The sequence below is a fragment of the Paenibacillus nuruki genome, assembly GCF_001721045.1.
GTDB classification, from domain to species: domain Bacteria; phylum Bacillota; class Bacilli; order Paenibacillales; family Paenibacillaceae; genus Saccharibacillus; species Saccharibacillus nuruki.
In genome coordinates, this window is the sequence record NZ_MDER01000034.1 from 104,628 (window position 1) to 119,927 (window position 15,300).

A 15,300-nucleotide genomic window follows, 5' to 3' on the forward strand; every position below is an offset into this window, starting at 1 on the left:
AATCTAACTAATGTTAACCATTTATTCCCATTATTGAATCAAAGCTAACTAGAACTGTTCTGTCTTTTTAAGGCAAATAAGAACGAATAACCGTGCAATGACCATCTAATGTGTAGTCGCCTAGATTAGCAGGTAATAAGAAACATTGTCCACCTTTGACAGGGACACTTTCATTGCCCCATGCAATCGAACCTTCACCATCAGCGATGACTAGAATAGTAAAACTTTCTGCGGTTGTTGATAATGACCAAGCACCATCTACGACCCCTTTTTCAACAATAAAGTAAGGAGAAGCAGCGAGTTCTAACCATTCTCCAGCTGCAAGACCATCTGTTTTCATCGTCGTTGCGCCAGCGCCTTCATAAGCGATGACATTGAGTGAATCTTCAATATGGAGCTCACGAGGTTTACCATCTAATCCAGGACGATCATAATCGTATAAACGATACGTTGTATCTGAATTTTGTTGGATTTCAGCAACCAGTACTCCTGCGCACAAAGCATGTACAGTACCGGCAGGAATATAGAATGTATCGCCTGCTTCTACCGAAACCTCTTGCAATGTATCTGTAATTTTATTATTCTCAATCGCTTCTGCTAAGGATTCACGAGTCACGCCTTCTTTAAGACCGTAAATGATCTTAGCACCAGGCTTCGCCGCAAGCACATACCACATTTCTGTTTTACCGAGTTCCCCTTTAGGAAGCCCTGCATAATCATCTGTAGGATGAACCTGAACAGAAAGGTCGTCATTACAATCCAATAGTTTGATTAATAATGGAAAACGTCCGTTGACTTCAGATACACCTTTGGTGCCGAACCAATCGCGTCCGAATCGTTGTCCAAGTTCAGTTAAGCTTACACCATCTAATTCGCCACCGATAACAGAAGTGGTACCATTCGGGTGATCTGCGATCATCCAGCCTTCACCGATCACGCCTTCAGGAATATCCCAGCCAAATTGTTCAAGGGCACGTCCGCCCCACACACGTTCTTTAAATTCCGGTTGAAATTGAAGCGGGTATGGATTAGTCATTATTATCTCTCCTCCAAGTGTAATAGGTATACAACTGTTCTATGTATCCCATGCCGTCTGTGTCTCTAAGCGGTCTGTTTCTATCTTAACGTGACGATTGGAAAAATTCCAGACGCTCTCCATCAGGACCACTAAAGAAAAAGTAGCGACTGCCATTAGGAAGAGTGGTAATCTCTGCATCTAATTCTTGCAAATTTAAGGCTTGAATTCGTACATATTCTTGTTCAATATCATCTACTGCAAAAGCCACATGGTGTACCTTGCCTTCATTAGCGAGCTCACCTGTGTATCCTTCAACCAATTCGATTTCCGTTTGCGATTGATCTGGAAAAGCAAGAAAAGCGAGTTTGATATACTCATCGATATGTCCAGCATTTTCGAGATGTTTCAAACCAATAACATCTTCATAAAAAGCAATCGACACCTCGATCGATTTTACCATAATACCTACATGCTCTAGTTTGCGTACAGCCATCAATACTCACTCCTTCAATATAATGTTACTTCCAATACAGCAGTGGATACTTATTCATGGTGTTGATGATCCTTTTTTCTCAATCGCAATGAGATAAGGTGCATCTTGCCGTTGCAATTGTCGATAAATAATCGATTGTGCTACAGCGACAGGCAGAGAAGAAGCCCAATCTTGCACAGCCTTTGCTTCTTCTGCTCCGCCAGCATGTCCGGGATAGAGAACAATGGTGAGTATTCCCCGAATAGCTAATAAGTCAAAAGCAGAAGCCAAAGCCGTCAATGTAGACTCAGGTTCAGTAATAATACTCAGATCTCCTGTAGGCAGATACCCAAGATTGAACATGATCACTTGAATCTTACCATGCTGAGCTTCAGGAATATACTGGCTCATTGTAGCATGACTATCCAGAATCAATTGCACAGAAGCAAGCTTAGCTTGGTCTTCCTTATCTAAACGCTCCTGTGTACGATCCAGTGCATCTTGTTGAATATCAAAGCTAAATACCTGTCCACGTCTTCCAGCGGCTTTAGCAAGCATCAGCGTGTCTACACCTGTGCCAGCAGTCGCATCAATCGCATAACCTGAATGAGCATCCAGACGTTCCAATACTAATTTATGAGCATAACTTAAAACAGACAGAAATCCCATATCAAAGTGCTCTCCAATATTTGCTTTGCCATGTGTCCCGTTGCTTCAATTCATCATCAATCCCGTTAAGCACTTCCCATTTTCGCAGACTCCACATCGGCCCGATCAATAGATCACGAGGTGCATCTCCTGTAAGACGGTGCACGATTATCTCTGGTGGTAAAATTTCAAGCGTATCTACGATCAACTTAATATATTCGTCTTTTTCCAAAAAGCGTAATAATCCTGCTTCATACTGCTTAACCATCGGTGTTTTGCGCATAAGATGGAGCAGGTGAATTTTGATGCCTTGTACATCCATTTGAGCCACAGCACGACCTGTATCTAACATCATCTCATGCGTTTCTTGAGGCAGTCCATATATAATATGAGCACAGACACGGATACCACGAGCACGTAACTTGGCGACCGCTTCTTCATAACATTGGCTATCATGAGCACGATTGATTAGCTCTGAAGTAGACTCATGAATCGTTTGTAATCCCATTTCGACCCATAGATAAGTACGTTCATTCAATTCAGCCAAATAATCGACTACATCATCAGGTAGACAATCAGGACGAGTCGCTATTGATAATCCGACCACACCTGGTTGCTGCAAAATAATTTCAAAGTACTCACGTAATTGTTCGACAGGAGCATATGTATTTGTATACGCCTGAAAATAACCAATATACTGAGCATGAGGCCATTTCTGATGCTGACGATCACGAATATGATTAAATTGAGTGACCAGATCATCACGACGACTGCCTGCAAAATCTCCTGAACCGCGAGCGCTACAGAATGTGCAACCCCCTTTGGCGATTGATCCATCACGATTGGGACAGGTAAATCCAGCATCTAAGGTGACTTTGAATACTTTATTTCCAAATTGTTCACGCATTTCGGTATTCCACGTATGGAACCTTTTATCACTCCATAATAAGGGAGTGGAGGTAGCTTGAGTTGTAAGCATAGTGAAGCTCCTTCGATCGTTCTTGATTACGATATTTAAAGTATGAATCATACGTCTAATTCAGGTTATATTGTAACAAACATTTTTATTTAAAAGATAGCGGCAGGTGACGAACTTCCAAATATTATTCACAAAATAAATGTTTTAAAAGTAAGGCTCGCTTCATTCGACTAAAAAAGGGGTAATCATTGTTAGAAACAACTTAAAAGCTTTATTTTTTCATAGTTTATTACAACAAATCATTTAATTTTTGAGCAAAAAATGGTAGACTATGATTGCTAAATTTGTTGGACCCCAATTCCAAATATAGAGAAAAGGATTTTCTAATCTGCTTGCAGAGAAGGGAGATCCTTTTTTCCTGTTTACAGATAGATATGCAGATAAATGCTTTACTTTTTCTCATTTCTTCGTCACAATAATGCCTTAGTAGTAGGATAACTATATACACCATTGAAATCGGAGGAACGACATGCGTTTACGAGGTAGAAAAGGAATACGTGAAGGATTGGAGCAGCAGGAAGATTTAGTCGTGCTGAATCCTGAACAATATAAAGGAAAATGGCAAGAGCGTTTCGATAATGATCTACCGATTCATGTTGAATTTGGCATGGGTAAAGGAAGATTTGTTAGCCAGATGAGCGTTAAGCATCCAAATGTCAATTATATTGGATTTGATATGTACGATGAATTGGTACGCCGTGCCAGTGAAAAAACAAGAATAGCTTGGGAAGAAGCAGAGCGTGGTGAACCTACAACGATTCAGCTAGCCCGCGCGAATATTGAGAAGATTGAAGAGGTTTTTGCACCGGGTGAGATCGAGCGAATCTATCTTAATTTTAGTGATCCATGGCCGAAAAAGAAACACGGTCGTCGTCGCTTAACACATCCACGCTTTTTGGAAATGTATTGTAAGTTGTTAAATGCTCGTGGTGAAATTCATTTCAAAACCGATTCTGAAACATTGTTTGAGTTCTCTTTGAATTCATTTGCAGATTATGGTCTACAAATGACCAATTTGAGTCTGAATCTTCATCGCGATGGGATCAATGAAGAGCATGTGATGACAGAATACGAAGCTAAATTTATGGGAAAAGGCATGAATATTCATCGTTGTGAAGTACTGATCGGTGAAGAAGTATTGCGTGAATATCAAGTGATGCGTTTAGATAAATATTGATTTATACCACAAAAAAAGTAAGGTCTTATCCAGCGACTTAGGATAAGACCTTACTTTTTTCTACCATTTCAGCAATACTATGGGCACTTTGCGTTGGATTATAACGATCAATCTGAGCTATATTTTGCTTACGTTGTTCTACCACAGCATCATAATCATTGATCAACAATTCCATCCATTCGGTAACCACATCAATCGATGTAATCGGTTCTCCCCAACCTTGTTGCGTGAAATACTGAGAATTTTTTTCTTCTTGTCCGGGTAAAGGATTATAGAATAACATCGGGATCGCTTTGGCTAATCCTTCTGTACATGTCATTCCTCCCGGTTTGGTTACAAGAAGATCCGAAACTTCCATCAATTGATCAATTTCATTGGTGTATCGAATTAAATGAATATTAGGATGATTAAAGTTCACATTCTGCTCAGCTTTGCGATACGCTTTATCATTGTTACCAAAACAAAAAATAAATTGGATCTTATCACTGAAGCTGGTGAGATACGCATTGACCACATCATCGCTCATCAATCCCCAACCACCGCTCATCACTAACACAGTCGGCATATTTTTGAGTCCAAACTTCTGTTGAAATTCGACTTTGCCTGTATGTTCCCAGAACTTAGGGTGTACAGGAATACCAGAGACTTCAATTTTCTGAATAGGTACACCACGCTGTATTAATTTGGAACGTACATCAGGTGTAGAGACTAGATAACGGTTCACTTCTGGACTCACCCATGTTCCATGAGCATCGTAATCTGTAATGACCATACATAATGGTGTACGCAGTCCCAAACGTTTAAGCCGTGAAATCACTGCTCCGGGAATCGGATGCGTACATACAATCACATCTGGCTTTAACTGCCGAACAACATTATGAGTATGTGTATAGAAAAGACGATGCAAAGCTAGCGTAGCTAGCCGATTGATCGATTTTTTGTATTGGCTACGATACATCATACGCACAAGTCTTGGTTGCGAGATGACCGTTTTTTTGTATGCGGTTAGGATCAATGGAGCCACTTTAGGATTAAGGAAACTACCGAGTTCCAGTACCTTAGTCTGAATATTCGGCGAGATTTTGCGTAAGCTACTCGCTAATGCATAAGCAGCCTGTGTGTGACCCGAACCAAAACCTTCCGACAAAAGCAGCACTCTATATTTTGACACGTCCAATTCACCTTTTCTGCAAGGTATTCTCTAATAAAATGGAGTAGAGGAAGGATAAGTATTAATCCTTCTCTGTAACACTACTGTAACAATCCGGTAATATTGCTAGAATAGCTTTTTTATGGCCATAATGCAAATGTACCCATCGCTACCGATGTTCCGATCGCAGCTCCCACCAGTACATCTGAAGGATAATGTAATCCCAAGTACATACGTGATACAGCAACAATCAGTGCGAATGGCAACAGCAACAGAATCATGAGTGGATCTGTCAACATAAATGGAACAGTAACAGAAAAGATCGCTGTCGTATGTCCTGATGGAAACGAATGGTCTGTTAATGGATTGCGGAACGTAATCGTTTCTGGGATAGCCAGATAAGGACGAATACGTGGGTACAGCTTTTTGACGATAGCTACAGGTACATGGCTAATGGCTAATGCTACAGCAGCTTGAAGTCCTGCGCGGCCCCAAGGTGCGGGTGCGAATTGCCATACCGCCAGAGTAGCTATAATGGTAAATGTCGCTCCGCCTAGATTCGTTAAGTAATAAAAGAAAAGATTTAAAAACTTATTATGAAGTCTTGAGTTAAACCATCTGAAAATGTGTTGCTCCATCGTTTGTAGGCGAATAAGAAAATGACGCATGAGAGACCCCCGTATTAATTGCCAATTTTCGGCTTATATTCATCATATTTTTATTCAGTACGCTTTTCAAGCTTTATAACGTTAACAGAGTGTTAAAATAGATACAACTTTTGTAAGTTACCCAATAGTTTAAACCTGATTTGCAAAATAATCCAAAAGTATTTCTTATTACCCTTACCCGAGAATGGCTAAAGTCATTCACATCGAGTTCAACCAATATGTAAATCGTTATCAATAAGATGGTTCAACCTAATTAAATACGTTTAAAAATTCAAAGAAATACAACCACAAGCTTCACAGTCACTATAGCTCCATTATTGATCCTCATACAAATCAAACACCATTAGCAATAAAAATAAGCAAATAGAACATAAACAGGCATAAAATGGCGTTAAACCTTGTTCTGTAACATTTATTGCATATAACTGGTCGTAATTCCATGGTTTTTAACCGTATACCCTCTTTTAGAATTTTGACAAATCCACAAAAAATGTGCAAAATCTTAATGTCGCTTGTAATCGTTTTGTAACATAACTTTAATGTTCGTCATAGTATAATCATCTGGGGTGAAAAGTTTTAAAGCGACTCATGCTAAAAATTAAATTTAAAATGTGACGTCTTGAAATTAGTGATCTAGAGAAAAAGAGTGAATTTGTTATATTGGGGTTTTAAAATTTAAGGAGGTTCACAGTTATTATGGGAAACGTTATTGATGCTATATTTATCGTGCTCCAGGTTATGCTGGCAGTTATCGGTGTATATCAGTTTTCATTCTCGCTATTTGGAATTGTTAAAAGGAAAAAAAGACCGGATCATGCTCCACAGAAATCATTCGCGGTACTTGTTGCAGCGCATAATGAGGAAACCGTTATTGGAGCACTAATGGAAAATCTGAAAAATATGGATTATCCGGCTGAATTATATGATGTGTTTGTTATCTGTGATAACTGTACAGATGGTACAGCAGATATCGTACGTAGTCACGGAATGAATGCTTGTGTACGTACTAATCCAGCAGAACGTGGTAAAGGATACGCGATCGAGTGGATGCTAAGAGAATTGTGGAGTATGCCTCGTCAGTATGATGGTATCGTTATGTTTGATGCTGATAACTTGGCAGACCACAGATTCTTGACAGAAATGAATAACGACATGTGTGAAGGTGCACGCGTTATTCAAGGTTATATTGATACAAAAAATCCAGAAGATTCTTGGATCACTGCTGCTTATGGCGTATCTTACTGGTACATCAACCGTCTATGGCAATTGTCCCGTCATAATTTGAATATGGCGAACTTCCTTGGTGGTACAGGAATGTGTTTTGAAAATGAACTATTGAAAGAAATCGGCTGGGGCGCAACAAGTCTTGTAGAAGATTTAGAATTTACAATGCGTTGTGCAGAAAAAGGAATTTACCCACGTTTTAGCTATGATGCAAAAGTATTTGATGAAAAGCCGTTAACATTCAAAGCTTCTTCTCGTCAACGTTTGCGTTGGATGCAAGGTCACTTTACAGTAGCTCGTCGTTATTTCTTCCCGCTACTATGGAAAAGTGTAAAAGAAATGAGTATTATCAAATTCGACTTGGCACTGTATAGTGTCAACGTATATATTGTTTTAGTTACATTCTTAATGACTGCGGCAATGTGGATTGATACAGCTATTCTAGGTGGACCACATATCGCTACAATCTATAACTACTTGCCAATGTGGGTAGCTATTACAGCAATTGGTGCCAATGTTGTTACTTTTATTCTTGCAATGGCATTAGAAAAAGTGAAGTCTTGGAAAGTATATCTATACTTGTTGTTATTCCCAATCTACGGTCTATCTTGGTGGCCAATTACGTTCTATGCTTTCTTCACACAAAACAACAAGCAATGGAGTCACACTCAACATACGCGTGTTGTACGTTTGGAAGAAGTACAAAGCAAACAAGGTTAATAACCATGTAATGCAATATAGCTACAATTAAAAAAGACCGATATAACAGCTAAGTTGTTATATCGGTCTTTTGTTTATACATGGCCTATAACATAATTTCTACTATAATTAGATAGATGGTTTATGTAATAGAATGTGATGAATACGATGAGTCTAAATGTATGTTTGATAGGCATTTAATTTATTTTATAAAAAGGGTTGTATATATCAAATAGATATGATACAATATTTTAGTACGTGATTGAGAATATATAAAGTAGAAGCTTTGCTTCTCACCTGCCCGATAATAGTCGGCTGGTTCATTGATCTGAGATTTATTGACAAGATTTGTCTTGTTATGGATATTAGCTGATCAAGGGATGCGGGTGACTAGACCTGCATCCCTTTTTAATTTGTATATTTATTATAGTTGCACGATCATAATATGGAGGTGGAAAGTTATTAGTAAAGAACATATGATCAATGACGAAATCCGGGTTAAAGAAGTACGCCTGGTTGGTGCTGAAGGTGAACAGATCGGAATTACGCCTACTCGTGAAGCATTGCAGATGGCAATCGATTTGAACATGGATCTTGTAAATGTAGCTCCACAAGCGAAACCACCTGTATGTCGCATTATGGACTACGGTAAATTCCGTTATGAGCAACAGAAGAAAGAAAAAGAAGCACGTAAAAACCAAAAGATCGTTGATCTTAAAGAAGTATGGTTCCGTGCTAACATTGAGGAGCATGATTATCAAACTAAACTCCGCAATGTTGTAAAATTCTTAAAAGATGGCGACAAAGTGAAATGCTCGGTCCGCTTCCGCGGTCGCGAAATTACACATGCAAGTATTGGTCAAAAAATATTGGATCGTGTAAAAGTTGAAGTTGAAGAACTTTGCACAGTTGAGCGCCAACCAAAATTAGAAGGCCGCAGCATGATCATGATCTTGGCGCCGAAAAATTAAAAGGGGGATATTAAAATGCCTAAAATGAAAACTCATAGTAGTTTAAAAGGACGCTTCAAAATTACAGGAACAGGTAAAATCAAACGTTATAAAGCGTTTAAAAACCACTTGCTTTCTCACAAATCCAAACGTCAAAAACGCGTTTTGGGAACAAACCCGTTGATGTCTAGCGGCGATGTAAAACGTTTGAAACAACAATTATCTAATCTTAAATAATTTAATTTACTGGGAGGTTTACTGATATGGCAAGAGTGAAGGGCGGATTCGTCACACGTCGCAGACATAAGAAAATTCTTAAATTAGCAAAAGGTTACTTCGGTTCCAAACACCGTATTTTTAAAACAGCAAAAGAGCAAGTTAACAAATCTTTGGTGTATGCTTACCGTGACCGTCGTCAGACAAAACGTAACTTCCGCAGATTGTGGATCGTTCGTATTAACGCAGCAGCACGTATCAACGGATTATCTTACAACAAATTGATGCACGGTCTTAAATTGGCTGGTGTTGATATTAACCGTAAAATGTTAGCTGAATTGGCTGTAAATGATGTTAACGCGTTTAACTCATTGGCTACTGTAGCTAAAGAAAAAATTAACGCATAAGATTTATTCTTCTGTGTTGCATAAAGAGCCGTCGGATGATCCGGTGGCTCTTTTTATACGCAAATTATTCTAAAAAGTATACATAGTAATAAAACATAACACATAAATAGCAGTTTAACGCATTAAAACGTAAAACGTGTAAAGACTATGAACGATAATGTTACACGAGATTAACATTAAATAGTATATTTTTACATAATAAAGCGCTTTCAGAAAATAAAATCGTAAATTAATTAACCAATAGTAATTTAAATAGTAGATTTTCTTACCACTTGATTGTATAATTTGTTCATCGACTGTTAAATCTGCACCTATAACGAATATTGAGCTCGATAAGGGTAAAAATGTTCGTATCCAGACAGAGAGGCAGCAGATCATAGCTTATACTTCTAAGGGGGAAAAAGATTCATGAAGAAGGCGTACAAACTTTCACTCATTATGTTGCTAGCATTTTCATTGGTACTAGCAGCTTGTGGGAACAAAAGCAACAGTACTGACAACGCAGGGAGTGGCGATGCTACAGGCGGAGCAGTAAAAAGCGATGTTAAAATTGGTATGGTAACTGACGTAGGTGGCGTAAATGATAAATCATTTAACCAATCTGCTTGGGAAGCTCTTGAAAAAGTAAAAACTGAAAGCGGAGCAGAAGTGAAATATCTGCAAAGTAAATCCGATCAGGATTATATTCCTAACTTGAATCAATTTGTAAAAGGCGATTACAGCTTAACTTGGGGAATTGGTTTTAGCTTAGCAGATGGTATTGCTACTGTAGCTAAACAAAATCCAGATGCAAAATTAGCTATTATTGATAGTGTAGTTGATGCTCCTAACGTTAAATCTGTAACATTCTCTGAAAACGAAGGTTCCTTCTTAGTAGGTGTTGTAGCAGGTAAAATGACAAAATCCAACAAAATCGGATTTGTCGGTGGGGTAGATAGCCCATTGATCAAAAAATTCGAAGTTGGTTTTAAAGCAGGTATTAAAGCAGTAAACCCTGATGCTGAATTGCTTGTAAACTACACAGGTGCATTTGATAAGCCTGATCTAGGTAAAGCAGCAGCAGCTACAATGTACAACGATGGCGCGGATATCATTTTCCATGCTGCTGGTGGTACAGGTACAGGCGTATTTAATGAAGCAGCTTCCCGTTCTAACTCTGGTCAAACAGCATGGGTTATCGGTGTAGATAAAGACCAATCACTAGAATTTGGTGATAAAGTGACTTTGACTTCTATGGTTAAACGTGTAGACGTTGCTGTAGAGAAAGTATCTAAAGAAGTCGTAGACGGTACATTTGCTGGTGGTACAGAAGTATTGGGACTTAAAGAGGATGGCGTAGGCTTAGCAGATACTTCTTCCAAAAACGTTCCTGCTGATGTAATCAAATTGGCTGATGAATACAAAGCTAAAATTGTTAGCGGCGAATTGACTGTTCCTAGCGAGTAATTTCTTTTTCATGATGGAATGTTCTTAAATAAATAACAAACAACAAGGCTGGTTAACAGATACTAGCCTTGTTGTCACGTTTACAGCCGGATGGCTCAGTATAATGTTGATTGTCGTTTGGGAAAATACGATGTTTTTAGCTTTCGGTAATAGACTGTTAATCATACGTCTATGCCAATCAATACGCTTATAAGGGTGATCTCATGGGTGCAGCAACCCCTGTGGTAGAGTTGAAACAAATAACAAAAGTCTTTCCTGGTATTATTGCCAATGATTCTATTAGTTTTAAGCTGCACAAGGGAGAAATTCATGCTCTGCTAGGTGAAAATGGTGCAGGTAAATCAACATTGATGAATATTGTATTTGGTTTATATCAGCCTGAAGAAGGTAGTATCGAAGTTAATGGAGAACCTGTGATCATTGACAGTCCTAATAGAGCCATCGAGCTCGGGATTGGTATGGTGCATCAGCACTTCAAACTCGTTCAACCATTTACAGTTACTGAGAATATCATTCTGGGTTCAGAACCGAAAAAAGGAACCCGAATCAATTATAAAAAAGCGACCGAAGAGATTCGCCAGCTTTCCGAACAATATGGTCTGCAAGTTAATCCAAATGCCAAAATCCATGATATTTCAGTAGGTATGCAGCAACGGGTAGAAATACTGAAAACATTATATCGTGGTGCAGAAATTTTGATTTTCGATGAACCCACAGCCGTTTTGACCCCTCAAGAAATTTCAGAATTAATGGAGATTATGAAGCGTCTTGTGGCTGAAGGCAAATCAATTATTCTGATTACACATAAGCTTAAAGAAATTATGCAAATTGCCGACAATGTAACCATTATTCGTCGTGGTAAAGTAGTCGATACTGTCAAAAAGTCAGAAACGACTCCACAAGAATTAGCTGAGAAAATGGTCGGTCGTAATGTTACGTTCAAAGTCGACAAAAAGCCAGCTGAACCTGGATCTGTAGTATTGGAAATGGCAAATATCGTTTCTAACAACAAAGAAGGTACTGCGGTATTACAAGGCTTGAATCTACAAGTAAGAGCTGGAGAAATTCTAGGGATTGCTGGAGTAGATGGTAATGGTCAAAGTGAACTGATTGAAGCACTTACCGGTCTAAGACATGTGGATGGTGGTACGGTAAAATTACTAGGTCAAGACATTACGAATATGTCTCCTCGTAAAATTACAGAATCAGGCGTATCTCATATTCCAGAAGATCGTCACAAACATGGTCTGGTACTCGATTTCTCTGTAAGTGAGAATATGGTACTGGAAACGTACTATAAGCCTCCATTTAACAAAGGCGGATTTTTGAACTTTGATGCGATTGATAAGCATGCTACACGTTTAGTTGAACGCTTTGATGTGCGTACACCAAGTATTGCTACTCATGCACGTTCACTATCCGGTGGTAATCAGCAGAAAGCTATTATTGCGCGTGAAATTGATAAAAATCCTACATTAATGATTGCTGCTCAGCCTACTCGTGGTCTGGACGTAGGTGCGATTGAATTTGTTCAACAACAATTGATTGCACAACGTGATCAAGGTAAAGCTGTATTGTTGATCTCTTTTGAATTGGATGAAATTATTAATGTATCTGATCGCATCGCTGTTATTTATGAAGGACAAATTGTAGGCGAAGTGCTACCAGAGAAAACCAATGATCAGGAATTAGGCTTGATGATGGCAGGAAGCACCGCGAAGAGAGGTGCAGCACATGAATAATATTCTCAAAGCTATAACCAAAGATTCGTTTGTATTACCAATTGTAGCGATTATTATGGGACTTATTTTGGGTGCGATTGTGATGTTGATTGGTGGATACAATCCAATTGATGCTTATTCTGCATTGCTGACTCGTGTATACGGTGATCCGTATGATTTCGGTGAAGCTATTCGTGAAATGACCCCTTTGATTATGACAGGTATGGCTTTTGCTTTTGCAGCACGCGCAGGGCTATTTAATATCGGTGGAGAAGGACAGTTTCTGATTGGAATGACAGCTGCTACAGTGGTTGCTGTTCAATTACACGGTCTTCCTGCTTATATTCATGCACCGCTTGCGATTATCGCAGGAGCTATCTTCGGAGGGCTATGGGCGGCTATTGCTGGTTTCCTCAAAGCGGTTCGGGGAGTAAACGAAGTTATCTCATGTATTATGTTGAACTGGATCGGTCTGTATCTAGCCAACTTTGTGATTAATCACTTTATGTTGTTACAAGGGCAAAACCGTTCTGAAGATATTCAACCAAGTGCATCGATTGCGATCATGTGGTTATCTGAAATGATGGGTAATGCTCGTGTACACTGGGGAACAGCCATTGCTTTGGCTGCTGCTGTATTCTTCTATGTATTTATGTGGAAAACGAAACAAGGGTACGAACTTCGTGCTGTTGGTTTCAACCAGGATGCTTCCAAATATGCAGGGATGAACGTGAATCGTAATATTGTAAAAGCGATGTTTATCAGTGGTATGTTTGCAGGTCTTGCAGGTTCTTTTGAAGTATTAGGCGTATTCCAATATCAATCGGTTATGGCAAGTTCGCCAGGTACTGGATTTGATGGAATTGCAGTTGCTCTTATTGGTTTGAATAATCCATTTGGTATTATTCTAGGTTCAATTTTGTTTGGTACTTTAACATATGGTTCAGCAGGTATGAGCTTTAGCGCTGATGTTCCACCAGAGATTGTTCGTATTGTTATCGGAGCGATTATTTTCTTTATTGCAGCACAAGGCATTGTACGTTGGGTCTTAAAACCTTTTTATGCAAAACGTAAGAAAGAGAAGGTGTTGTAATGGACGTGTTGACTATTATTGGACAGCTTATTAATACGACGCTAGTCTTTGCTACAGCACTTATCTTTACATCTTTAGGCGGTATCTTTTCAGAGAAATCTGGGGTAACCAATCTAGGGTTAGAAGGTTTGATGATTTTTGGTGCATTTGCAGCGGGGGTAGCAGGTTTTTATGCTCAAGATGCAGGATTAAGCGGCTTCGGTGCTGCTTGTGTCGGTGTGTTGGCAGCGATGGTATTTGGAATTTTAGTTTCTCTTATCCATGCGGTTGCTTCGATCACATTCAAAGCTGATCAGGTTATCAGTGGTATCGTTATTAACTTTTTAGCGGCAGGTAGTACATTGTACATGGTTAAATTGTTATTTGACGGTGCGGGTGAAACGGGATTGATCTCTGGATTTGATAAAGTGAATATTCCTTATCTATCTACGATTCCATTGATTGGTGATGTATTTTTCCATGCGTACCCTACTACTTATTTAGCAGTAGTTGCTGTGATTGTGACTTACTTTGTTTTGTACAAAACACCATTTGGTCTACGTCTACGTTCTGTTGGGGAACATCCAAGTGCAGCAGATACTGTAGGGATCAAAGTCAATCGGTTACGTTATATCGGAGTTATGCTGAGTGGAGCGCTTGCTGGGATTGGTGGAGCAACAATTACACTCACAACCACAGGCACATTTTCACATAATACGATTTCAGGGCAGGGTTATATTGCGATTGCAGCGATGATCTTTGGTAAATGGAATCCATGGGGAGCATTTGGAGCGGCTGTATTCTTTGGTCTTGCTCAAGCGGTGCGTAACTATGTACAGCTATTTGCCTGGACACAGAGCATTCCGCAAGAAGTAATCTACATGTTGCCATACGTATTAACGATTATTGTATTGGTTGCAGCAGTAGGACGTTCAAGTGCACCTTCTGCACTCGGACAGCCGTATGATCCAAGTAAACGTTAATAAGATCATTAAACGGTTATCTTTAGATAATTGAATCAAGTCGAAGTTTGGATTTTTCCGAACTTCGGCTTTTTTTATCTCTATCTTGTATGCAATAAAAGATATTTAAAATAAAAGATTGAATTTTATATAGATCATTGTGAGCGATTGAAGGAGCAGAAAAAGAAAAAGGAGATACATAGGCATTCTAACTCTCAAGCAAGCTAAACAGCATTTTTTCCAACTTTTAGTGCTTATTAGACAAATATTTCTTTTACACTATTTAATACGTTTGTTCTTAAGTGACATAATACATAGTTAGTTACTAGGTATAATAGGTTTTGTGAAAATGCTATAAAGCTTGCTATAATTACTTTTCTTAAGTATGTAACAAATGATATGTCAAAATCAGATTGTAAAGAATGACAAAAAAGAAGTGTTGACTCTATCGAAAATGAATCATATAATATTCCTAAATCATTTGAGTCGCT

At 38.8% G+C, this 15,300-nt stretch carries 15 protein-coding genes; 9 read left to right on the forward strand and 6 right to left on the reverse strand.

The features are described 5' to 3' along the window. Window positions 1–67 precede the first annotated feature (67 nt). The 4 genes from PTI45_RS09085 to mnmL form a co-directional block, all read right to left on the reverse strand. The gene (locus PTI45_RS09085; protein WP_069327240.1) at window positions 68–1,036 is read right to left on the reverse strand and encodes a type I phosphomannose isomerase catalytic subunit; all 969 of its coding nucleotides are present in this window, start codon (window positions 1,034–1,036) and stop codon (window positions 68–70) included. 85 nt (window positions 1,037–1,121) lie between these two features. Next, window positions 1,122–1,511, reverse strand: a complete 390-nt coding sequence (locus PTI45_RS09090) for a VOC family protein (protein ID WP_069327241.1) — start codon at window positions 1,509–1,511, stop codon at window positions 1,122–1,124. Window positions 1,512–1,565: 54 nt separating this feature from the next. Next, entirely contained in the window at window positions 1,566–2,159 is a 594-nt protein-coding gene (mnmM, locus tag PTI45_RS09095; protein WP_069327242.1) for a tRNA 5-(aminomethyl)-2-thiouridylate-methyltransferase MnmM, read from the reverse strand. A gap of 1 nt (window position 2,160) precedes the next feature. Further along, window positions 2,161–3,117, reverse strand: coding sequence for a tRNA modification radical SAM protein MnmL/YtqA (gene mnmL, locus PTI45_RS09100; protein WP_069327243.1), 957 nt, complete (start codon window positions 3,115–3,117; stop codon window positions 2,161–2,163). A 469-nt stretch (window positions 3,118–3,586) separates the two neighbouring features. On the opposite strand from mnmL, the gene trmB reads away from it, so the two are divergent. Continuing rightward, complete coding sequence (trmB, locus tag PTI45_RS09105) at window positions 3,587–4,294, forward strand: tRNA (guanosine(46)-N7)-methyltransferase TrmB (RefSeq protein ID WP_069327244.1); 708 nt, start codon at window positions 3,587–3,589, stop codon at window positions 4,292–4,294. 37 nt (window positions 4,295–4,331) lie between these two features. On the opposite strand, the gene PTI45_RS09110 is transcribed toward trmB, so the two are convergent. Together PTI45_RS09110 and PTI45_RS09115 are read right to left on the reverse strand one after the other, a co-directional pair. Then, a complete protein-coding gene (locus tag PTI45_RS09110; protein WP_069327245.1) occupies window positions 4,332–5,465 on the reverse strand; it encodes an MGDG synthase family glycosyltransferase in 1,134 nt (377 codons plus the stop codon). 119 nt (window positions 5,466–5,584) lie between these two features. After that, a complete protein-coding gene (locus tag PTI45_RS09115; protein ID WP_069327246.1) occupies window positions 5,585–6,112 on the reverse strand; it encodes a phosphatase PAP2 family protein in 528 nt (175 codons plus the stop codon). 696 nt (window positions 6,113–6,808) lie between these two features. Between PTI45_RS09115 and PTI45_RS09120 the strand changes: the two genes are divergently transcribed. The 8 genes from PTI45_RS09120 to PTI45_RS09155 all read left to right on the forward strand — a co-directional run bounded on the left by PTI45_RS09120 (window position 6,809) and on the right by PTI45_RS09155 (window position 14,830). Beyond that, window positions 6,809–8,056 (forward strand): glycosyltransferase family 2 protein, encoded by a 1,248-nt coding sequence (locus PTI45_RS09120; protein WP_069327247.1) that lies wholly within the window; start codon window positions 6,809–6,811, stop codon window positions 8,054–8,056. A gap of 455 nt (window positions 8,057–8,511) precedes the next feature. Beyond that, window positions 8,512–9,006 carry a translation initiation factor IF-3 gene (gene infC / locus PTI45_RS09125; protein ID WP_069327248.1) on the forward strand — a complete coding sequence of 165 codons (495 nt, stop codon included), beginning with the start codon at window positions 8,512–8,514 and terminating at the stop codon, window positions 9,004–9,006. A 15-nt stretch (window positions 9,007–9,021) separates the two neighbouring features. Next, the gene (rpmI, locus tag PTI45_RS09130) at window positions 9,022–9,222 is read left to right on the forward strand and encodes a 50S ribosomal protein L35 (RefSeq protein ID WP_069327249.1); all 201 of its coding nucleotides are present in this window, start codon (window positions 9,022–9,024) and stop codon (window positions 9,220–9,222) included. 26 nt (window positions 9,223–9,248) lie between these two features. Beyond that, window positions 9,249–9,608 (forward strand): 50S ribosomal protein L20, encoded by a 360-nt coding sequence (gene rplT / locus PTI45_RS09135; protein WP_069327250.1) that lies wholly within the window; start codon window positions 9,249–9,251, stop codon window positions 9,606–9,608. Window positions 9,609–10,016: 408 nt separating this feature from the next. Beyond that, window positions 10,017–11,054, forward strand: a complete 1,038-nt coding sequence (locus PTI45_RS09140) for a BMP family lipoprotein (protein ID WP_069327251.1) — start codon at window positions 10,017–10,019, stop codon at window positions 11,052–11,054. Window positions 11,055–11,257: 203 nt separating this feature from the next. Next, window positions 11,258–12,796, forward strand: coding sequence for an ABC transporter ATP-binding protein (locus PTI45_RS09145; RefSeq protein ID WP_069327252.1), 1,539 nt, complete (start codon window positions 11,258–11,260; stop codon window positions 12,794–12,796). After that, a complete protein-coding gene (locus PTI45_RS09150; RefSeq protein WP_069327253.1) occupies window positions 12,789–13,868 on the forward strand; it encodes an ABC transporter permease in 1,080 nt (359 codons plus the stop codon). The genes PTI45_RS09145 and PTI45_RS09150 overlap by 8 nt, the downstream gene beginning before the upstream one ends. After that, window positions 13,868–14,830, forward strand: coding sequence for an ABC transporter permease (locus tag PTI45_RS09155; RefSeq protein WP_069327254.1), 963 nt, complete (start codon window positions 13,868–13,870; stop codon window positions 14,828–14,830). Before PTI45_RS09150 ends, PTI45_RS09155 begins: the two co-directional genes overlap by 1 nt. Window positions 14,831–15,300 lie beyond the last annotated feature (470 nt).

Bases quoted from the DNA above. Each gene is read 5' to 3' on its own strand.
- mnmM (WP_069327242.1), bottom strand. From the start codon at position 2,159: ATGGGATTTCTGTCTGTTTTAAGTTATGCTCATAAATTAGTATTGGAA.
- PTI45_RS09150 (WP_069327253.1), top strand. From the start codon at position 12,789: ATGAATAATATTCTCAAAGCTATAACCAAAGATTCGTTTGTATTACCA.
- PTI45_RS09085 (WP_069327240.1), bottom strand. From the start codon at position 1,036: ATGACTAATCCATACCCGCTTCAATTTCAACCGGAATTTAAAGAACGT.
- trmB (WP_069327244.1), top strand. From the start codon at position 3,587: ATGCGTTTACGAGGTAGAAAAGGAATACGTGAAGGATTGGAGCAGCAG.
- PTI45_RS09145 (WP_069327252.1), top strand. From the start codon at position 11,258: ATGGGTGCAGCAACCCCTGTGGTAGAGTTGAAACAAATAACAAAAGTC.
- PTI45_RS09115 (WP_069327246.1), bottom strand. From the start codon at position 6,112: ATGCGTCATTTTCTTATTCGCCTACAAACGATGGAGCAACACATTTTC.
- rplT (WP_069327250.1), top strand. From the start codon at position 9,249: ATGGCAAGAGTGAAGGGCGGATTCGTCACACGTCGCAGACATAAGAAA.
- mnmL (WP_069327243.1), bottom strand. From the start codon at position 3,117: ATGCTTACAACTCAAGCTACCTCCACTCCCTTATTATGGAGTGATAAA.
- PTI45_RS09120 (WP_069327247.1), top strand. From the start codon at position 6,809: ATGGGAAACGTTATTGATGCTATATTTATCGTGCTCCAGGTTATGCTG.
- PTI45_RS09140 (WP_069327251.1), top strand. From the start codon at position 10,017: ATGAAGAAGGCGTACAAACTTTCACTCATTATGTTGCTAGCATTTTCA.
- PTI45_RS09155 (WP_069327254.1), top strand. From the start codon at position 13,868: ATGGACGTGTTGACTATTATTGGACAGCTTATTAATACGACGCTAGTC.
- PTI45_RS09090 (WP_069327241.1), bottom strand. From the start codon at position 1,511: ATGGCTGTACGCAAACTAGAGCATGTAGGTATTATGGTAAAATCGATC.
- rpmI (WP_069327249.1), top strand. From the start codon at position 9,022: ATGCCTAAAATGAAAACTCATAGTAGTTTAAAAGGACGCTTCAAAATT.
- infC (WP_069327248.1), top strand. From the start codon at position 8,512: ATGATCAATGACGAAATCCGGGTTAAAGAAGTACGCCTGGTTGGTGCT.